The organism is Rhodococcus jostii RHA1 (assembly GCF_000014565.1).
Taxonomy (GTDB): domain Bacteria; phylum Actinomycetota; class Actinomycetes; order Mycobacteriales; family Mycobacteriaceae; genus Rhodococcus_F; species Rhodococcus_F jostii_A.
On sequence record NC_008268.1, the window covers coordinates 2,205,299 to 2,224,440 of the forward strand.

Genomic DNA, 19,142 nt, shown 5'->3' on the forward strand with positions numbered 1-19,142 from the left:
CGGGTCAGTCGGGCAGCCCGTCCAGGACGGCACGGGTACCCGACAGTCCCAGCCGCGTCGCACCGGCCGCGATCATGTCGAGCGCGGCCTGTGCGGTGCGGATCCCGCCGCTCGCCTTCACGCCGATCCGCCCGCCGACGGTGTGCGCCATCAGCCGCACCGCCTCCACGGTCGCTCCGCCGGCAGGATGGAATCCGGTGGACGTCTTCACGAAGTTCGCCCCGGCCCGCTCGGCGGCCCGGCACGCTTCCACGATCGCCTCGTCGCTGAGCGCGGCGGTCTCGAGGATCACCTTCAGGACCGTGTGGTCGCCGACTGCCTCGCGGACGGTGAGGACGTCGGCCAGCACCGCGTTGAAGTCGCCGGCCACGGCGGCCCCGATGTCGATCACCATGTCGATCTCCTGCGCGCCCTGGTCCACGGCGAGCCGGGCCTCGGCCCCCTTGACCAGCGAGTGGTGCTTGCCCGACGGGAACCCGACCACCGCCGCAGTCACCAGACCCGGCGCCTTGACCGGCAGCATCGACGGCGACACGCAGACGGCGAGCACACCGAGCGAGCGCGCCTCGGCAATCAGCGCCGTCACGTCGTCGGTGGTGGCCTCGGGCTTGAGGAGCGTGTGGTCGACGAGGTCGGCCACCTGGGAGCGGGTCAGTGCAACGTCGGACATACCTGTGAGCTTCGCACAATGGCTTCCAGGGCTTGCGGCACGGCCTAGCATCGCCGTATGAGTGATCCGGGATCGATCTTCGACGAGGCGCGGCTGGAGTTCGACCGGCTGACGACGGCCGTGTGGACACCGGCCGGGCAGTCACTCGCCTTCCAGCTCGGGCTGCGTCCCGGCGACGCCGTCCTCGACGTGTGCTGCGGCGCAGGGTCTTCGGCGCTCCCCGCAGCCACCGCCGTGGGTCCGTCGGGCCTCGTCCACGGCGTCGACCTGGCCGACGAACTGCTCGAGCAGGGGCGGGTGAAGGCGTCGGAGCGCGGATTGCAGAACATCGAGTTCGTCTGCGCGGACGCCACCACCTGGGAGCCGCCGAGCACCGTCCCGGAGGCGGGTTACGACGCGCTCGCCTGCTCGTACGGCGTGTTCTTCCTGCCCCACATGGATGCCGCGTTCACCCGGCTCGCCGGCCTCGTCCGGCCGGGCGGCAAGGTCGGGATCACGGTGTGGCGGCGGGGCGCGTTGCGCGACTTCGCGAGCGCGTTCCAGGACGCCGTGGCCCGGCACCGGGAACCCGAGCCCGAACCGGCCGGGTCGCCGTTCGATCCACTCGAACGCATCGACACCCCGGACGCGCTCCACCAGTGGCTGGGCGAGCTGGGCGCGCACTCGACCGAGGTCCGGGAGCTGTCCAACATCATTCCCGCCACCCCCGAGTTCGCCTGGGACCTCGTCCTGGGTGGGAACTTCCGTCGCGCGCTCGCCCCGTTCGATGCCGGGACGGTCGAGCAGATTCGTCTCGATCTCCTGCAGCTGCTCACCGAACGCGCGATTCACGACATCGACGCCGGCACCCTCGTCGGCACCGCCGTGGTGAACGGCCGGAGCCCGACCTGAAAGACTGTTGCCCATGAGCGCTGCTTCGACCGAGGACCACCGGTACGTTCTTTCTCTCGGCTGCCCCGACCGCACCGGCATCGTCGCCCGGATCTCGACGTTCCTCGCCGAGGTCGGCGGCTGGATCGTCGAGGCGGCGTACCACGCCGACGCCGACACCGGCTGGTTCTTCACCCGGCAGGCTGTGCGCGCATCCTCGGTCGACATGTCGATCGAGGAACTCCGGGAGCGCTTCGCGGCCGTCGCCGCCGAACTCGGCCCCGAGACCGAATGGACCGTGTCCGACACCGGTGAGCGCAAGCGGGTGGTGCTGTTGGTGAGCAAGGAGGCGCACTGCCTCCACGACCTGCTCGGGCGCGCGGCCGGAGGCGAGTTGCCCGCCGACATCTGTGCAGTGATCGGCAACCACCGCGACCTGGAAACCGTCACCAGGCAGCACGGCATCGACTTCCATCACGTCCCGTTCCCGAAGGATCCCGCCGAACGCGGACCCGCGTTCGAGCAGGTGCGTGAACTGGTCGACGCCCACGACCCCGATGCCGTCGTGCTGGCGCGTTTCATGCAGGTGCTGCCCTCGGCACTGTGCGAGCACTGGGCCGGCCGGGCGATCAACATCCACCACAGCTTCCTGCCGTCCTTCGTCGGCGCCCGCCCGTACCACCAGGCATTCGCCCGCGGTGTGAAGCTGATCGGCGCCACCTGCCACTATGTGACGGCCGAACTCGACGCGGGCCCCATCATCGAGCAGGACGTGATCCGCGTCGACCACGCCGACGAGGTCGCGGACATGGTCCGGCAGGGTCGCGACATCGAAAAGCTCGTGCTGTCCCGCGGTCTGCGCTGGCATCTCGAGGACCGCGTCCTCGTCCACGGCCGTAAGACGGTGGTGTTCAGCTAGATTCGTCGTCCCGCTACTGGGACGGCAGCAACGCCAGCACCTCCGGGACTGGCCGCAGGTGGGCGGTGAGAATCTCCAGCGCCTGGTCGGCGTCGACGGCGTCGAGTGCGGCGACGAGCGCCCGGTGCTGCGCGTTGATGGTGTCGAGCCGCTGGGGTCCGACGTTCAGCGCGCGGACGGCGACGCGTTGCTGCCGCGACCGCAGCGAATCGTAGAGTTCGGTGAGCACCGAGTTCTGCGCTGCGCTGACCATGGTCAGGTGGAATTCGCGGTCGAGGCCGGACACCGCGAACCAGTCCTGTTCGCGGCCCGCGGCTTCCATCGGCTCGATCAGATCGACCATGTGCGCGGGTGCGCCGACTCCCCGCGCGCACAGGGTGGACACCGCATGGCCTTCGATCAGCAGCCGGGTCTGGTAGACCTCTTCGAGTTCGCGACCGGTGACCGTGCGCACCTGTGCACCCTTGCGCGGAAGCAGCGTGATGAACCGTTCGGCGGCGAGCCGGTGAAACGCTTCTCGCACCGGGGTGCGTGAGACTCCCATCGTCCCGGAGACCCAGAGCTCGTCGAGGAATCGGCCGCCTTCGATGGACCCGCGGATGATCTCGTCCCGCAGCCAGACGTAGACCCGATCTCGTGCCGGTCCGGATTCACCGGCGGGCCCGGCGAGCGTCGATGCCGACATCTCGATCCCTTCGTCGAACGGTCCATCGGATTGACGGACTCGTAACAAATTGATCATACAAGCTATGGACACACCAAGTATTCTCTGTGTATACATGACATATACAGAGCGGATGTGGGAGCGGTCACAGCGCAGTGACCGCCGAGAGCCACCCGCTTCCGGCAAGTGACCCCCGAAAAAGGAGACCACCAGCATGTACAGCACCCCCGCCGATCGGCGTTACGCGATCTGGCTGTCCGACCCGAGCTTCGCCGCAGCGGAGATCGCGCGCGGCATCGGCTACGGCGCCGTGGTCCTCGACATCGAGCACGGATCCTTCGACCTCGCAGATCTCGAACGGTTCATCCCGTTCCTGCGCAGCCTCGGCATGGAGGTCCTGGCCAAGGTGCTCGGACCCGAACGCGGGCCCATCCAGCAGGCGCTGGACTTCGGCGCGACGGCTGTCGTCATCCCCCACATCGAGAATGCCGCTCACGCAAAGGAAGTCACGGCATTCGCGAAATTCCCGCCACTCGGCGACCGGAGTTTCGCGGGCGGCCGCACCACCAACTACGGCGGTTTCACCGACGAGTGGGTCACGGAGCAGGACACGTTCACCCGGTGCTACCCGATGATCGAGGACGCCGGAGCGATCGAGAACATCGCCGAGATCCTGGCACTCGACACCGTCGACGGCGTGTTCGTCGGACCGTCCGACCTCTCCCTCCGCCGCGAACGCGGGGCATACTCACGCGAAGAGGGTGACTTCACCGACCTCGCCGCGGTGGCCACGGCCGCCGCCGAGGCGGGCAAGCCCTGGGTGCTCCCGGCATGGAGCGTCGAAGAGAAGGAGTTCGCGGTGCAGCACGGGGCCGACCAGATGGCGCTGATCATGCAGCACGGCGCACTCGCCGCAGGATTTGCGGCACCGTTCGAGCAGATCAAGCAGATCAGGGAGTCACGATGACGACCCAGACGTCGGGACCGGTATCCCCCGACAGCGCAGAAGCGGCGGCCCACCCCAAGGTGGGCCGTGCCCGGTGGACCATCGCCGGCGTTCTCGGCGTCGGAATGTTCGTCAACTACATCGACCGCGTCAACCTCTCGATCGCCGCCCCGGAGATCATGCGCGACTTCGAGATCAGTGCGTCGCAGATGGGCATGGTGTCCTCGGCATTCCTCTGGACGTACGCGATGCTCCAGATGCCGATCGGATCGTTCATCGACAAGATCGGCGTCCGGTGGGTCAACCGGGCGGCGGCGTTCCTGTGGGCGGTCGCCTCGTTCGCGTCCGCCGCCGCGGGTGGTCTCGGCATGCTGCTCGTCGCCCGTCTGGTCCTCGGCGTCGGCGAGGCGCCGACCGTGCCCGCGGGCTGGAAGGCCATCGGTCAGTGGTTCCCCCGGCAGGAGCGTGGCACCGCCACGGCCATCTTCGACGGGTGCGCGAAGATCTCCAACGTGATCGGCATCCCGATCATGGCATTCCTCGTCACCACGTTCAGCTGGCACGCGGCGTTCATCTTCACCGGCATCCTGTCCGTCGGTTACCTGGCCGTGTGGTGGCTGCTCTACCTCACCCCGAAACAGGCTCTCGCCAAGGGCCGCCTCAGCCAGGCGGAGTTCGACTTCATCCGGGCCGGCGGCGCGGAGGACGAAGACGCCGAGACGGCCGGGTCGCTCAACGGACTGGGTTACCTGCTGCGCCGGCGCAAGACATGGGGCCTGGCGCTCGGCTACGCGTCGTACACCTACGCCTATTACGTCCTGCTCACCTGGCTGCCGGCCTATCTGGAGAAGCAGTTCGGGGTGAACCTGCTCAAGGGCGGCATCTACACGATGATTCCGTGGCTCGTCGCCGTCATCGCGCAGTTCCTCATCGCGGGCATCCTGATGGACCGATGGCTGGCTCGGACCGGCGACGTCACCAAGGTACGCCGAACCGTGCTGGTGGTCAGCCTGCTCGCGTCCCTCGCGGTGACGGGCGCAGCGTACGCGGGATCGATCGCCGTCGCGCTGATCTTCCTGTCGATCGGCGCAGCCGGACTGGCCGTGTCCGTTCCCGCCGGTTCCAGCATCGTCGCCCTGATCGCCCCGCAGGGGTACACCGGATCGCTCGGCGGAATAGTCAACTTCGTCGCCAATCTCCTCGGGATCGCGGCGCCCATCGTGACCGGCATGGTGGTCGACTCCACGGGCTCGTTCGCGGGGGCCTTCCTCGCGACCGGAGCGGTCTTGATCGGCGGAATCTTCTGTTACACCGTGGTGCTCGGCAAGATCGAACGGATGCCCGCACCCGTCACTTCGGAAAGGCACTGACATGGTCGACATCGCAATCGCACAATTCGCACCGGGTTCGGACAAGCAGGACAACCTCGGCCGGATCGCGAAGTTCGCCGAGGAGGCGGCGGCAGGCGGCGCCCGGGTACTTGCAGCACCCGAATACGCGATGTTCACGGTCCCGACGATGGACGAGCGGTTCGTGGACTCCGCGGAATCCCTCGACGGCGAGTTCGTCACCGGGCTCCGCGAGATCGCCGCCCGGCACCGGCTGACCCTCGTCGCGGGGATCAACGAAGCGATCCCGGGCGAGCGCCGCATCTTCAACACCCTCGTCGCGGTCGCCCCCGACGGCAGTATCGCCGCCGCGTATCGGAAGCTGCACCTGTACGACGCATTCGGTTACAAGGAGTCGGACTTCGTGCAGGCCGGCTCGATCGGCGAACCCGAGACGTTCACCGTCGACGGTGTCACCTTCGGCATGCAGACGTGTTACGACCTGCGGTTCCCGGAGGTCACCCGGCGCATCGTCGACACGGGCGCGGACGTCCTGGTCCTGCCCGCCGAGTGGGTGCCCGGCCCGCTCAAGGAAGACCACTGGACCACGCTCATCCGCGCCCGGGCCATCGAGAACACCATCTACGTCGCCGCGGCCGATCAGAGCGCCCCGGCCGGTTCGGGTGCGTCGATGATCGTGGATCCCATGGGGGTGGTGATCGCGTCCCTCGGTGAACGGGTCGGGATCGCGATCGGCACCGTCTCCCCCGAGCGCATCGCAGAGGTCCGCGCCAAGAACCCGGCGCTGTCGCTGCGCCGCTTCGGTGTGGTCGGCAACCAGTAGATTGCGACGAATTGTTCAGGCTCACAGGCTATTCGCGTTCGTTGCCAGGATGGTCGTGAGACACCTGGCAACGAACGCGGAAGTTGTCAACCTGTATTGCGTGTGAGCCTGAACAATCCGTATGAAACTGTCGGATCAGAGATTGCGGAGCCGGACGATCTCCTTGTCGAACTCGTCGATGCTCTCGACGGAACTCATGTGGCCGACGCCGGGCAGGACGATGAGCCGCTCGAGGTGACCGGCCTCGTCCAGGACGCGAGCGAGCTTGCGGGCGTGGACCGGCGGGGTCAGTCGGTCCATGGAGCCGACGAGCACCGTGGTCGGGACGTCGAGGTTGTCGAGAGCCTCGTGGATGTCGAGGCCGCTGAGCGCGGCGCCCCAGCCGCCGCGGATGCGCGGCTTGCAGTCCCGGACGATGTTCTCGCAGAACTGGACTTCGGCGCGGGAGGCGTTCGGTGACATCGACACGTACTGGAGTGCGCGCGTCATCACCGGCGACGACACCAACGGAACCGGGGTGCTCAGGACGGCACGGCCGACTGGAACCGGCACGCGCGGAAAACGGTTCGGCAGCGGGATGACGGTGGTCTCGGCGATGAGCCGATCGCAGGCGGTGCTGGCGAGCAGAACTGCCGACGCGTACTTCTTCACCTCGTCGGGGTGCCGGCCTGCCCACGCCATGATGCTCATGCCACCCATGCTGTGACCGACGAGCACGGCCTTCTTGTCGTCGCGCACCGTCGCCTTCAACACCTCCGACAGGTCGTCGGCGAGGACGTCCGGGCCGAGCGGGAGCGAGCCGACCGTGCTGCGGCCGTGCCCACGCTGGTCGTAGGTGATGACCCGGTACTCGTCCGCCAGCGCGTTCACCTGCGGGTACCAGTATTCGGTGGAACAGGTCCAGCCATGGCTCAGCACGATGGGATCGCCGTCCACCGGACCGTAGGCGCGGACGTACAGCGTCGCTCCGTCGTCGGTGAGGATCTCCGTCACGTCCGGGCGCAGGTTCGGGGTGCGCAGCAGCTCGTTCGGCGCGACCTCGGTCGACAACGTCAACCCGCGGGTGGCGCGCTTGTGGCGGATCGCCGTTGCCGCGGCGACGACGGCGCCCACTCCGGCTGCGCCGGCGAGTGCCCGGAAGGCGATGGTGCGCGAACTGCTGGTCATTCCTGCCCCTGTCCTGTCTAACTTGCTCTGTTGGTGTCTGTGCTCGTCGCCGGGCCCGGTGTCTCACCGAGTTGCCGGGCCGCCCGTTCGAGTGCCTTGGAGATCTGTTCCTCCATCGCCTCTTCGAACAGCGACTGGACGGCGTCGTGTGCGAGGGGACGCATCTGGTCGACGAGCCGCGCGATCTCCGAGACCTTCGCCTCGTCGAGTTCGAGCGGCTCGCCCTCGGCGGCGAGGTAGCGGTCCGCGACGACGGCGACGAACCGCGCGGCGACGTCCGAGAGGTCTCGTCGCACCGCCGCGGTCTGTTCGAGGACGGCCTCGAGCGGGATGCCGGCGTCGACGAGGACCTGCGCCGCCTCGACCAGTCGCGGATCGTTCACCGAGTAGTCGTCCCCGGCGGGAACGAGCACACCGAGTTCGGTGCCCTTGGCGATGTTGGCCTCGGTGGTCTGCGCACCGAACATGCGTTTCAGCTCGGCGATCGTGAGGCGGGCCGCTCGCCTGCGCTTCTTCCACCGGCTGCCCGGGTCGTCGGTCTCCAGAACGTCCTTGACCTGGAGTCCGTAGTGCGCAGCCGTGAGGAGTTCGCTGATGGTGGCGAACGTGTAGCCGCGATCGAGCATGCGCCCGATCAGGTGCAGGCGGGCGAGGTGCGATTCGTTGTACCACCCGGTGCGCCCCTGCTTCCGTGGCGGCGGGAGCAGTCCGCGGTCCTGGTAGACGCGCACGTTCCGCACGCTCACCCGCGCCTCGCGTGCGAGGTCGTCGATCCGGTATTCCTTCATCAGACGATGTGCGCCCGTCGGAGCAGCAGCCGGGACGGGCCGCCGACGAGTCCCGCGGCCGGGTGGGCATCGCTCGCTGAGTCACGTGTGTGGACGACGGACATGTCAGCTCCTCGGTAGCCGTGTAACCACAATAGCATTGTCACAATGCCCATTGTCATCGTTTGGCCGCGAGAGGTCCACGTCTTCACATACCCATGGGGTGGGAGCGGCTACCAGCGAGGCCCGCGCTGCACGTCGTCGACGCGCGGGCGTACGTCCACGAGATAAACGCACACCGCGACGACCGCGACGATGCCGAACAACTGGACGGCAGGGAACAGCAGGAGGACGAGGAATGCGACGGCGAGAATGCTCAGCCAGATCGGCTTGCTCAACTTGTCCACGGCGGTGAACGCGTCTTTGCGCTGGCGAGCCGCGTGGAACAGTGCGTATGCAGCACCGCCCAGGGCGACGATACGAATCACCAACAAGATCACCGAGACGACGCCGTCAACTTGAATCACAGCCCCATCCTACGAGGTCGACACGCAAACGGCCCCCGCACCGAACGTGCGGGGGCCGAAAAGCGTGAAGGATCAAGCCTTCTTGGCCGGAGCAGCCTTCTTGGCCGGAGCGGCGGCCTTCTTGGCCGGGGCCGGGGCCGGGGTTGCCGCAGCCTTGGCCGGAGCAGCCTTCTTCGCGGGAGCGGCGTGCTTGGCCGGGGCAGCCTTGTCGGCGCGAGCCTGGACGTCGGCCGCGGTGGCGGTGACGCGATCGGCAGCGTCCTTCGACGCTTCCTCGGCCTGGTCGCCCAGGTCGAGAACCTTCAGGGCAGCCTCGTCGCCGGCGTCGGCGATGGCCTCGCCGAGTCCCTCGGCGGTGTCGGAGATGCGACCCGAAGCGCGGCCCGCGAGCTTTGCGGCCTGCTCGCCGACGGCGCGCGTCTGGCGTGCAACGGTGCCGAGAGCTTCCTCGGTCAGCTCGACGGCGTCACCGAAGGCGGTCTCGGCGCGGCCGATGCCCTCCTCGACGACCGGCTGCTTGCGGATGCGCTCGACGGTGTCCTCGCCGCGCTCGGCGAGCGACGTGTACAGGTCGGAGGCGACCTTCAGGTAGGCCTCGGCAACCTTGCGCAGCTCGTCGGCGGTGAACTTCTCACGCAGCTCGGCAAGCTCCTCGGGCAGCTCGGACGGCAGTCCGGCGAGGCGGTCGCGAAGGTTCTCGACACCCTCGGTGACCTCTTCCTGGAGTCCGGCGATGCGCTCCTTGGCGCCGCCGACACGCTCTTCGACGTCACCCTGGGTGGACTCGGCGCGCGAGCGGACCTGGGCGACGACGTCGGCCACGGCCTGCACGACGACGTCTCCGGCGCCTACGGCCGCGTACAGCGAGGTCTTGACGCTGTCGATGGTCTTCTGGTCAGTCATCGGCTTTCTCCTGTTCAACGGTGGGGGGTTCTGGTTCCGGCGTCTGGGAATCAGAACGCTGGTGTTCTTCTGTCCGAAGCTCGGACGTCCGGGATTCGGCCGCTTCCGCCGATTCGTTCTCACGACAGAACGACTCGTAGATCTCGAGCAGCACTTGCTTCTGCCGCTCGGTAATGGCCGTATCCGCGAGCAGAGCGTCACGGAGGGGACCGTGTGGCCGCTGCTCGAGGTAACCCGCCTGGACGTACAGGACCTCCGAAGACACCCGGAGACCCTTGGCTATCTGCCCAAGCACCTCGGCCGAGGGCTTGCGCAACCCACGCTCGATCTGACTCAGATACGGATTACTGACACCGGCCAGCTGCGCCAGCTGCCGCATCGACACCTGAGCTGCTTCGCGCTGGGCACGAATGAAACCTCCGATGTCGTGAGCGGCGTTGCTGACTACGCGAGCTGCCAGATCTCCTGCACCGGCTGCGTCGCGATCATCGCTTGCCATCAGTCCTCCGTGTTGCTGGGCAGAACCAAGGCTAAAGCAGGGTGCTAGCAATTGCAAGCACTCTGTTAGCACCCAGCTAGCGGACCCTCCGTCGAGGCGATTGTCAGCCGAACAGCAACGTCGAGAACGTGTAGATCAGCAGACCCGCGATCGACCCGACGACGGTGCCGTTGATGCGGATGAACTGGAGGTCCCGTCCCACCTGCAGCTCGATCTTCTTGGACGCCTCCTCGGCGTCCCAGCGCTCGACGGTGTCGGAGATGATCGCGGTGATCTCGTCGGTGTAATGGACCACGACGTAGCGCGTGCCGGCGAGCACCCACCCGTCGACCTTGACTCTCAGCTCGTGGTCGTCGCGCAGCCGCTCGCCGAAGCGCACGACGTTCTCCGCGACCTTCGTGCGCAGCGTGCTGTTCGGGTCGTCGACGGATTCCATGATCAGGCGCTTGGCGACGGTCCACGTCGCCGCGGCGAGACCGGTCACCTCCTCGCGCCCCATGATCTCGGCCTTGATCTTCTCGGCCTTCTCCATGGTCGCGGGGTCGTTCTGCAGGTCGTCGGCGAAGTCGACGAGGAAGCGGTTGGCCGCCTGCCGCACCTCGTGCTCCGGGTTGGATCGCACCTTCCAGGTGAATTCGACGAGCTCGCGGTGGATCTTCTCGCCGAGCATGGCGTCGACGAACTTGGGCGACCAGGCGGGCGAATCGCGGCTGACGATCCGGTCGATGGTCTCCTGACTCCCGAGCGCCCACTGGTGCGCCCGCTCGGCGAGCAGATCCAGGATCGGCAGCTGCCGGTTCTCGCGCAGGAGTTCGCCGAGCACGCGCCCGATCGGCGGCCCCCACTGGGGCTCGGCCAGCCTGCGCACCAGCGTGCTGTCGATGATCTGCTGCACGTCCTCGTCGCGCAGGATCTCGACGAAGCCGCGCAGGATGGTGGCCGTCTCGGCAGCGACGCGCGCGGCGTGCTTGGGCTGCGCCATCCACCTGCCCAGCCGCAGCGGGATCTCCGCGGCCTCGACCTTGGCGGACACCACCTCGGGGGCGAGGAAGTTCTGGCCGACGAAGTTGCCGAGGCTCGCCCCCAGCTGGTCCTTCTTGCGCTTGATGATCGCGGTGTGCGGGATCGGCAACCCCAGCGGATGCCGGAACAGGGCCGTCACCGCGAACCAGTCGGCCAGCGCACCGACCATGCCTGCCTCCGACGCGGCCCGCACGTAGCCGACCCACGCCCCCGCGCCCCGCGATTCCTGCCACCTGCACACGAGGTAGACCACGGTGGCGAACACGAGGAAGCCCGTCGCGACAGCCTTCATCTTGCGGAGATCGCGGCGCTTCGCGTCGTCGTCGAAGGCGGAAAGGCTCAATTGGTCCACAGACGCCATTGTGCCCAAGGTCGGCACGGAGGCGGCAGCCCAGCCGCCGGAGCCGCGCCCGCACAGGCGGCGTTGTGCCGGGCGACAAGACCCGAGCACTAAGCTGACAGGAGATCGTGACACGAAACGGATGTGAAGAGAGTCAGTGGCGAACGACGGCGTGAAGGATCCTGAGCAGGTGACCGAGTCGATGACGAAGCTGGACAAGGCAGCAAAGCCCGATGGGCGCAAGCGCCGCTGGCGTGAGCACAAGATCGCACGCCGAGAAGAACTCGTCGACGGAACGATCGCCGCCATCCGCCTGCGTGGACGGGACATCGGCATGGACGAGATCGCCTCCGAGATCGGTGTCTCCAAGACGGTGCTGTACCGGTATTTCGCGGACAAGAGCGATCTGACGAACGCGACCATGGCGCGCTACGTGGAAACCACGCTCGCCCCGCGGATCTACGAGGCGATCGGCGGAGACCTCGACGACTTCGAGCTCACCCGCGCCACCATCACGGCGTACGTCGAGACGGTGGCGTCGGATCCCGACGTCTACCTGTACATCATGGCCAACGGCTCCGGCCCGGGCCGCGAAACGGTCGCGGACTCGGAACGGATGATCGCGGAGGTGCTCTCCACCGTTCTCGGCGAGCGGCTGCGGCAGATGGAGATGGACTCCGGCGGCGCCGTCCCCTGGGCGTACGGAATCGTCGGCGGTGTGCAGTTGGCGACGCACTGGTGGATCTCCAACCGGTCCATGTCGGTCGAGGATCTGATCAACTACCTGACGATGATGACTTGGGGTGGCGTCACCGGTATCGCCGCCGTCAACGGCTCGCCCGCGCGATTCAACGCGATCCCGCACCCGCTGCGCCCGCCTGCGGCCGAGGCCGACTAGCGCCGAACGTTTCTTGTGTAACTAGCAGTTACAGGTAAACTTGCCTGTGTGAACGAACACGAGGAAGAAGAGGGCTACCGCGGCCCCGCCGACGTCGTCGTCGGCGACCGTCCCGCCGTGACCGTGCAGGTCCAGTTGGCGGGAAACTTCGAACCCATCAGCGGTCGGTACGTCTGGCACGGCCGCGTCCGCACCCTGACCGACGTCCTCGGCGCCGATGCCGACCTGTCCGCGGGCACCGAGCTGCAGATCACGGGCCCGGATGGCACGGCCACCGCCCGGATCACCGGGGTGGACCTCTGGGGAAGCCATCTCGTCGACGGAGTGACGCCCCCGCCGTTCAGCCGGGTGTGAACTCGAAGTCCGCCGGTTCGACCGACCGCGTCCGTTGCCAGTAGCGCACGGTCGAACCCGGCCAGATAGTGCGGTTGACGCCGTGCGAGTCCAGGTACCAGCTCACGCACCCGCCGGTGGACCACACGCCCCTTGCCAGTTTCCGTTGGATGTCGGCGTTGAAGCCGCTCTGCACCGCGGGCCGGACGGCCGCGGAATCGGCGCCGCGCCGGTCGACGAGATCCATCAGTTCCAGTGCATAACGAATCTGCGACTCGATCATGAAGACCACCGAATTGTGACCGAGCCCGGTGTTGGGGCCGAAGAGGAAGAACGCGTTGGGGTAACCCGCGACGGTGATACCGAGGTGGGTGCGGATCCCGTGTTCCTCCCATTCGTCGGCGAGGCGCCGGCCCCCGACCCCGGTGAGCTCGACATTGTCGAAACCGTCGGTGACGTGGAATCCGGTGGCGTAGATGATCGCGTCCACCACCCGCTCCGCCCCGTCGCCCGCGACGATGCTGTGCGGGCGCACCTCCGCGATGCCCTCGGTGATCACGACCGTCTTCGGTGAGATCAGCGCCGGGTAGTACACGTCCGACCCCAGGATCCGCTTGCAACCGATGCGATAGGACGGGGTCAGCTTCCTGCGGAGTTCGGGGTCGGCGACGGTCCTGTTCAGGTTCTTGCGCGCCATGCTCTCGATCGGCCGCATCAGGCGGGAGTGCCCGTTGAACCCGAGCGCGAGCGATTCGTAGGTCCAGTAGACCGCGGCACGCACCATTCGACGGGCCAGCGGGACCCGGCCGAAGAGGCGCCGCGCCTCCGGCGGAATGCCGAAGTTCAGGCCGGGTATCACCCAGGGCGGCGTCCGCTGATACAGGTGCAGCTCGGCGACGTCGCCCACGATCTCGGGAACGAACTGGACGGCGCTGGCGCCCGTACCGATCACCGCGACTTTCTTGCCCCGCAGGTCGTAGTCGTGGTTCCACCGCGCCGAGTGGAACTCCGTTCCATCGAAGGTGTCGGCGCCGGGCAGATCCGGGACGTTCGGGATGTGGAGGGCGCCGATCCCGGACACGACGAACTGGGCGACGTACTCGTCGCCCGACTCGGTGTGGACGTGCCACCGTCGCCGTTCGGCGTCCCAGTGCCCGCCCGTCATCGTGCGGCCGAAATGAATGTTGCGCCGCAGATCGTACTTGTCGGCCAGGCCGCGCAGATAGTCGAAGATCTCCTCCTGTCCCGACCACATCCGCGTCCAGTCCGGGTTCGGCTCGAACGAGAACGAGTACAGGTGCGAGGGGACGTCACACGCACAACCCGGGTACGTGTTCTCCCGCCAGGTGCCGCCGACCTCCCGCGCCTTCTCCAGCAGGATGAAGTCGTCGCGTCCCCGCCGGCGGAGCTGGATGGCCGTGCCCAGACCGGAGAATCCCGTCCCGATCACCAGGACACGACACCGGTGCACCTCGCCGCCCACGACTCCATGTAACGCTCCTGTGGCACTGTTTGTACATGGCAGACAAGGCACGCGGAGTGTGGAAGGCGCCGGCGATCGAGGCCCTGCGATCGCGCCCGGGTCAGCGGATCGCCGAACTCGATTGTGGGAGCACACCGGGGTTCGTCGGCGACAAGTCGGACGGGGTCGCGCTGCTCGAGGAACGCGGTGCGGTGCTGTCGCCCCTCCAGGAGAAGCTCTACGCCAACGGACGATCCGGCGACGGCCGGTCGGTGCTCCTCGTGCTGCAGGGCATGGACACCGCGGGTAAAGGCGGAATGGTCCGCCACGTCATCGGGCACGTGGATCCGCAGGGCGTGGATCACGCGTCGTTCGGCGTGCCCACACCCGAGGAGAAGCGCCACCACTTCCTGTGGCGGATCGAGAACGCCCTGCCCCGCGGCGGGCAACTCGGCGTGTTCGACCGGTCGCACTACGAGGACGTGCTGGTGGTCCGGGTTCACGATCTCGTGCCCGCGGAAATCTGGAGCGGCCGCTACGACGAGATCAACCAATTCGAGAAGGAACTCGTCGCCGGCGGCACGACGCTGGTGAAGGTCGCGATGTTCGTCTCACTCGACGAACAGAAGTCGCGGCTGCGCGAACGGTTGGAACGCCGGGACAAGTACTGGAAGTACAACCCCTCGGACGTCGACGAGCGCAAGCTCTGGCCCGCGTACCAGGACGCGTATCAGGCGATGCTCGACGAGACGTCGACCGATTACGCGCCGTGGTACGTGGTTCCGTGCGACCGCAAGTGGTACAGCCGCATCGCGGTCACCGAGCTGCTGATCGATGCCCTGGAGAAGCTGGACCTCGACTGGCCGCCCGCCACTTTCGACATCGACGCGGAGAAGCGGAGGCTCGCGGACTCCTGAGCCCTTCCGGAAATGCCGCCGTCAGAAGAGGTGCGGCGTTTCGTGGTGCAGCCTGTGATCGTGACGCACGGCTCCTCCGTACAGCGCCATCGCTCCGGCCAGCGCGACGACGCACAGAGATCCGGAGATCACCGCCCAGCCGCCCTGCCCCGAGCCTGCGGCGACGAGGAACCCGCCGAGACAGACCACCGACAACAACACGAGAGCGAAGCTGACCCAAGCAGCGAAGAGATTGAGTTTCACGGCACTCACCTCACCTTCGAGAACGTGGTCCCGACGCTACGCCCGACCTGCATCGACGACAAGGCAGGCCGGTTTTCTTCGCGCCGCCCTGGGTAACCGGGAGTCATGAACCTCGAGAGCCTGTTCCGGAAGGCGGAATCCGCCGGGTTCCTCGACGGCGGCAGCCGGTTCCTGCAACAGCGGATCCAGGGGGCGCTCGGTTCGTCCGGCGCGGGTGCGGTGTTGCGCGGATCCTGGCTCGGGCACCCCGTGCATCCCGTTCTCGTCAGCCTCCCCATCGGTGCGTGGGTCGGCGCGACCGTCTTCGATCTGGCGTTCCGCGATCACGTCGGCGCACGCAGGCTGATCGGCCTGGGACTGCTCGCCACTCCCCCGACGTTGGTGACCGGCTGGGCGGACTGGTCCGACCGCGATACGCGTCAGCGCCGCGTCGGCCTGATCCACGCCGAGGCCAACGCCATCGGCATCACGGCCATGCTCGCGTCCTACCTTCGCCGCAGGCACGGAACGGACGCACGCGCTGTCGTCACGAGCACCGCGGGACTACTCGCGATCGGCGTCGGCGGCGCGCTCGGCGGGCATCTGACCTACGCAATGGGCGCAGGAGTCGACGGGGTGCGGGAGGGTCCGGGATCGGACGCTCCCCTCGCCCCGGTGGGATGAAGAATCGAGGAACGTCATGATCGTGCTCGGACTGATCTTGCTCCTGATCGGATGGCTCACCGGCCTCACCTGGCTGTGGACCATCGGCATCATCCTCCTGGTGATCGGCGCGATCCTGTGGATTCTCGGCGCCACCGGGCGTGCGGTCGGCGGCAGGCGGCGCTGGTATTAGAACGCAACACCGGCACGCCTGTGCAACCTGTCCTGTGACAGAGTGCTAGCCGGTCGGTTTACAAACCCGAAGTTCGGGAATCCCCGTGGCATGACGGCCATTCATCGCGAACCCAGACCTCCCGTGTGCGGCGGGCAACCGATGAGAACGGCAGCCGTCGGCACCTCGAGACGATTGAGGATTTCGATGGTCTCGGCCAACGCCAGTCCCCTCGAGGTCTCGGACGGCGCCGATGTCGGGGGGCAGAGCATTCACCTCGCCGAACTGTCGGCAGCCCTCACGCGGGAGGGTCACGACGTCACCGTCTACACCAGGGCGGAGAGCGAGGACGCCCCGGAGCGGGTCACGACGCCGGGCGGGTACACCGTGGTGCACGTGCCTGTCGGGCCCGCGCGGCGGATGTCCGAGGCCGAGATCCTGCCGCTGATGGGGGCGTTCGGCAGCGTCCTGAAGGCCGAATGGGAAGCCGAACGGCCCGACATCGTCCACGCCCACTACTGGATGTCCGGGATCGCGACGCAACTCGCCGCCCGCACTCTCGGCATTCCGGTGGTCCAGACGTTCCATGCGCTGGGGGTGGTCGAGCAGCGGTTCGAGCGTGCGGATTCGTCGAGCACCCACAACCGAATTCACTTGGAACAGTTGATCGCCCGCGGAGCCACCCGGGTGGTGGCGACGTGCACGGACGAGGTCTTCGAACTCTCCCACCTCGGCCTGCCGCGCTCGCGCACGTCCGTGGTTCCGTCCGGCGTCGACGTCGCCGAGTTCACGCCCGACGGCCGCGCCGACGAGAAGGGCAAACGCCATCGCCTCGTCATGGTGGGCCGGCTGGCGCCGAGCAAGGGGTTCGACACCGCGATCGAGGCGCTCTCCCACTTCCCCGACACCGAACTCGTCATCGCGGGTGGGCCGGCCGCCGACGAGGTCGCCGACGACCCCGAAGCATCGCGACTGCTGACCCTGGCCCGGGAGACGAAGGTGCGTAACCGGGTACGGATCGTCGGGCGCGTGCCGAGAAACGCCATGCCCTCGCTGCTGCGGTCGGCGGACGCCGTGGTGTGCACCCCCTGGTACGAGCCGTTCGGCATGGTTCCGCTCGAGGCGATGGCCTGTGGCACACCGGTTGTGGCGTCCGCCGTCGGTGGCATGCGGGACACGGTGGTCGACGGCATCACCGGACGCCTCATCTCACCGCGCAACCCGGTCCGCCTGGCCGAGGCCCTGCGACAGATCTTCGACGACGACGCCCTGCGCACGGGATACGGCATGGCGGGCTGCGATCGCGCCCGCGCCCGCTACTCGTGGGACCGGGTCGCCACCGACACCCTCCGCGCCTACGGCCGCTGCGTGTCGGCCCCTCCGCGCACGAGTCGAACCGGCGCCCACTGACGTCGGGCGCCGGTTCGGACGCTCAGGCCGTTCGGCCGTGCCAGGCCCCGAGGGCACTGTCCACGGAAGCGAAGCACGGGTAGCTCGACTCCTGGCCCGCGGCCCTGAGCAGTCGATACACCGGCCGGCCGCAGATCATCGCCCACGTCCGGCCGTCCCGGACGTTCGTCGCGTGGACGGTGTCGAGCACCGACAGACCCGCGGTTCCGATGAAATCCACCTTCGACATGTCGAGGATGAACTGACCCTCGGGCGAGATCCGCGTGCACACGTAGTCGCGGAACCCCGGCGCACTGAACAGGTCGATCTCGCCTCGCACCCCTACCAACATCACCCCGGACCCGACTCGCTCGGAAGTGAATTCCGCGCTCGCACAGCGTGTCGGAGCGGAACCGACGGCCGAGAGCGTTACCCTCGGCCTGTACGTGGTACCGAACTCCGTGCCCGAACACGCCATTTCAGGTTCTGGGACCCCTGGACCAACAGACATGGCTCACCCCATCTCGAACATTGAGAGGGGAAGCGGAGCACCTGCAGACAGACCCGACCTCGGACACATGACACCGTCTGCTACGGCAGCGCTTCCCGACATCGGCTGTGTGTTCAACCTCGGTTCGAGACTACTCCCGCCTGTGATGTGTCACAAGGAAATAACAGATACTCGAGCTCTCATTTGCCCTGGTGAGCGATTACAAACCGTTACGCATGGTTGTACGCGCCGAAACAGCCGCGACGACACGTTCTGCGACCACGCGCAGTTTGACGTTCTCCCGCTGCGAACGCGTGACGAGGACCTCGAATGCGGTCTCGGCGTCGAGACCCCGCAACGCCATCACGATTCCCTTCGCCTGGTCGATGACGGCGCGGGAACGGAGGGCGATACGAAGTTGCTCGATCAGATTTCTCGCCTCGCCGTACCGCCGCGCATTGCGCACCGCGACCGCTGCCGCCTCGACGTAGAGCTCGAGCACCGACTCGTCCATGCGGTGGAAGGCGTGCGGCAACAGTCCGTACAGATTCAGGGCGGCAGACTGCTCCGCGACGGGAAGGGGCACGGACAGATAGCTGTGGACGCCTGCCGGTTCGGAACTCGCGGCGTACGCCGGCCACCTCTCGTACGCGGCGGCGCGGTCGGCTCGCACGGTCTCGCGGGAGCGCACGACGTCGAGCGCAGGCCCCTCACCGAAGCGGTACTGCAACTCCTCGAGCGCCGCGAGCTCGTCCGACGTCGCGGCCACCGTGACGGGACCCGTCGGCCCGAGAACGGTGATCCCGGCCATCGCCGCACCCGGGAACACCTCGACCATCCGACGGCACAGCGTGTGCAGCACGACGTCGGTCTCGTCCTCGGGCTCAAGCAACTCGAGCACAGCGTCGAGCGACACGGTGACCGCGTCGGCGTCTGCGGTCTCGACGTCACTCGTCAACGTGTGCAGATGAATCTCGTCAGGCATCCCACTCGTCTCCCGTGACCACCATGACCCTGCCGAGGGCCTCAGGAACGCTGATCGTGCCGCCAACATTACTCGGGCAAACGTACTGATCGGACTGGTTTGATCGGTCCTGTTCTGCGGTATTCCACCTGCGGTGTCGCCGGA

The 19,142-nt window shown here is 67.4% G+C and carries 23 protein-coding genes; 11 read left to right on the top strand and 12 right to left on the bottom strand.

Features of this window, described 5'->3' with window-relative positions:
• Positions 1-4 precede the first annotated feature (4 nt).
• Positions 5-670, bottom strand: coding sequence for a deoxyribose-phosphate aldolase (deoC, locus tag RHA1_RS10220; protein ID WP_050787277.1), 666 nt, complete (start codon positions 668-670; stop codon positions 5-7).
• Between the two features lie 57 nt (positions 671-727).
• Between deoC and RHA1_RS10225 the strand changes: the two genes are divergently transcribed.
• Positions 728-1,561, top strand: coding sequence for a class I SAM-dependent methyltransferase (locus RHA1_RS10225; protein ID WP_009474773.1), 834 nt, complete (start codon positions 728-730; stop codon positions 1,559-1,561).
• Between the two features lie 13 nt (positions 1,562-1,574).
• Positions 1,575-2,459 (top strand): formyltetrahydrofolate deformylase, encoded by an 885-nt coding sequence (gene purU, locus RHA1_RS10230; RefSeq protein ID WP_007301369.1) that lies wholly within the window; start codon positions 1,575-1,577, stop codon positions 2,457-2,459.
• Between the two features lie 13 nt (positions 2,460-2,472).
• Here purU and RHA1_RS10235 read toward each other — a convergent pair whose 3' ends face one another.
• The gene (locus RHA1_RS10235) at positions 2,473-3,144 is read right to left on the bottom strand and encodes a GntR family transcriptional regulator (RefSeq protein WP_041812366.1); all 672 of its coding nucleotides are present in this window, start codon (positions 3,142-3,144) and stop codon (positions 2,473-2,475) included.
• A 193-nt stretch (positions 3,145-3,337) separates the two neighbouring features.
• On the opposite strand from RHA1_RS10235, the gene RHA1_RS10240 reads away from it, so the two are divergent.
• From RHA1_RS10240 to RHA1_RS10250, 3 genes are read left to right on the top strand one after another with little or no spacing between them, the layout of a single operon-like run.
• A complete protein-coding gene (locus RHA1_RS10240; protein ID WP_009474776.1) occupies positions 3,338-4,090 on the top strand; it encodes an HpcH/HpaI aldolase family protein in 753 nt (250 codons plus the stop codon).
• Entirely contained in the window at positions 4,087-5,439 is a 1,353-nt protein-coding gene (locus tag RHA1_RS10245) for an MFS transporter (protein WP_009474777.1), read from the top strand. Before RHA1_RS10240 ends, RHA1_RS10245 begins: the two co-directional genes overlap by 4 nt.
• 1 nt (position 5,440) lies before the next feature.
• On the top strand, positions 5,441-6,241 hold the full coding sequence (locus RHA1_RS10250) for a carbon-nitrogen hydrolase family protein (protein ID WP_011594933.1): 801 nt from the start codon (positions 5,441-5,443) through the stop codon (positions 6,239-6,241).
• A gap of 135 nt (positions 6,242-6,376) precedes the next feature.
• On the opposite strand, the gene RHA1_RS10255 is transcribed toward RHA1_RS10250, so the two are convergent.
• The 6 genes from RHA1_RS10255 to RHA1_RS10280 all read right to left on the bottom strand — a co-directional run bounded on the left by RHA1_RS10255 (position 6,377) and on the right by RHA1_RS10280 (position 11,479).
• Positions 6,377-7,408 (bottom strand): alpha/beta fold hydrolase, encoded by a 1,032-nt coding sequence (locus tag RHA1_RS10255; RefSeq protein ID WP_016882739.1) that lies wholly within the window; start codon positions 7,406-7,408, stop codon positions 6,377-6,379.
• 17 nt (positions 7,409-7,425) lie between these two features.
• The gene (locus tag RHA1_RS10260) at positions 7,426-8,196 is read right to left on the bottom strand and encodes a MerR family transcriptional regulator (protein ID WP_009474780.1); all 771 of its coding nucleotides are present in this window, start codon (positions 8,194-8,196) and stop codon (positions 7,426-7,428) included.
• Positions 8,197-8,408: 212 nt separating this feature from the next.
• On the bottom strand, positions 8,409-8,702 hold the full coding sequence (locus tag RHA1_RS10265) for a DUF2516 family protein (protein ID WP_005251878.1): 294 nt from the start codon (positions 8,700-8,702) through the stop codon (positions 8,409-8,411).
• A gap of 72 nt (positions 8,703-8,774) precedes the next feature.
• Positions 8,775-9,605: a major lipid droplet protein TadA gene (tadA, locus tag RHA1_RS10270; RefSeq protein WP_005261062.1), complete on the bottom strand. Its 831-nt coding sequence runs from the start codon at positions 9,603-9,605 to the stop codon at positions 8,775-8,777.
• The gene (locus tag RHA1_RS10275) at positions 9,598-10,104 is read right to left on the bottom strand and encodes a helix-turn-helix domain-containing protein (RefSeq protein WP_005261063.1); all 507 of its coding nucleotides are present in this window, start codon (positions 10,102-10,104) and stop codon (positions 9,598-9,600) included. Before RHA1_RS10275 ends, tadA begins: the two co-directional genes overlap by 8 nt.
• 103 nt (positions 10,105-10,207) lie before the next feature.
• A complete protein-coding gene (locus tag RHA1_RS10280; protein ID WP_009474781.1) occupies positions 10,208-11,479 on the bottom strand; it encodes a DUF445 domain-containing protein in 1,272 nt (423 codons plus the stop codon).
• 190 nt (positions 11,480-11,669) lie between these two features.
• Between RHA1_RS10280 and RHA1_RS10285 the strand changes: the two genes are divergently transcribed.
• Together RHA1_RS10285 and RHA1_RS10290 are read left to right on the top strand one after the other, a co-directional pair.
• Positions 11,670-12,365, top strand: a complete 696-nt coding sequence (locus RHA1_RS10285) for a TetR/AcrR family transcriptional regulator (RefSeq protein WP_011594936.1) — start codon at positions 11,670-11,672, stop codon at positions 12,363-12,365.
• Positions 12,366-12,413: 48 nt separating this feature from the next.
• Positions 12,414-12,719 (top strand): DUF4873 domain-containing protein, encoded by a 306-nt coding sequence (locus tag RHA1_RS10290; RefSeq protein ID WP_009474783.1) that lies wholly within the window; start codon positions 12,414-12,416, stop codon positions 12,717-12,719.
• Here RHA1_RS10290 and RHA1_RS10295 read toward each other — a convergent pair.
• Positions 12,706-14,181 carry a flavin-containing monooxygenase gene (locus RHA1_RS10295; RefSeq protein ID WP_011594937.1) on the bottom strand — a complete coding sequence of 492 codons (1,476 nt, stop codon included), beginning with the start codon at positions 14,179-14,181 and terminating at the stop codon, positions 12,706-12,708. The two genes, RHA1_RS10290 and RHA1_RS10295, sit on opposite strands and share 14 nt — an antisense overlap.
• Positions 14,182-14,216: 35 nt before the next feature.
• Here RHA1_RS10295 and RHA1_RS10300 point away from each other — a divergent pair, with 35 nt between their 5' ends.
• Complete coding sequence (locus RHA1_RS10300) at positions 14,217-15,077, top strand: polyphosphate kinase 2 family protein (protein WP_011594938.1); 861 nt, start codon at positions 14,217-14,219, stop codon at positions 15,075-15,077.
• Positions 15,078-15,098: 21 nt separating this feature from the next.
• On the opposite strand, the gene RHA1_RS10305 is transcribed toward RHA1_RS10300, so the two are convergent.
• Positions 15,099-15,329, bottom strand: coding sequence for a hypothetical protein (locus RHA1_RS10305; RefSeq protein ID WP_016882734.1), 231 nt, complete (start codon positions 15,327-15,329; stop codon positions 15,099-15,101).
• 96 nt (positions 15,330-15,425) lie between these two features.
• On the opposite strand from RHA1_RS10305, the gene RHA1_RS10310 reads away from it, so the two are divergent.
• The 3 genes from RHA1_RS10310 (at position 15,426) to RHA1_RS10315 (ending at position 17,544) form a co-directional block, all read left to right on the top strand.
• Positions 15,426-15,983 carry a DUF2231 domain-containing protein gene (locus RHA1_RS10310; protein ID WP_011594940.1) on the top strand — a complete coding sequence of 186 codons (558 nt, stop codon included), beginning with the start codon at positions 15,426-15,428 and terminating at the stop codon, positions 15,981-15,983.
• 16 nt (positions 15,984-15,999) lie between these two features.
• Positions 16,000-16,155, top strand: a complete 156-nt coding sequence (locus RHA1_RS50395; RefSeq protein WP_005251863.1) for a DUF6131 family protein — start codon at positions 16,000-16,002, stop codon at positions 16,153-16,155.
• Positions 16,156-16,329: 174 nt separating this feature from the next.
• Positions 16,330-17,544: a glycosyltransferase gene (locus tag RHA1_RS10315; protein ID WP_043778824.1), complete on the top strand. Its 1,215-nt coding sequence runs from the start codon at positions 16,330-16,332 to the stop codon at positions 17,542-17,544.
• A gap of 22 nt (positions 17,545-17,566) precedes the next feature.
• On the opposite strand, the gene RHA1_RS10320 is transcribed toward RHA1_RS10315, so the two are convergent.
• Positions 17,567-17,875, bottom strand: coding sequence for an STAS domain-containing protein (locus tag RHA1_RS10320; RefSeq protein WP_005251861.1), 309 nt, complete (start codon positions 17,873-17,875; stop codon positions 17,567-17,569).
• Positions 17,876-18,233: 358 nt separating this feature from the next.
• Complete coding sequence (locus RHA1_RS10325) at positions 18,234-18,998, bottom strand: GAF and ANTAR domain-containing protein (RefSeq protein WP_009474790.1); 765 nt, start codon at positions 18,996-18,998, stop codon at positions 18,234-18,236.
• Positions 18,999-19,142 lie beyond the last annotated feature (144 nt).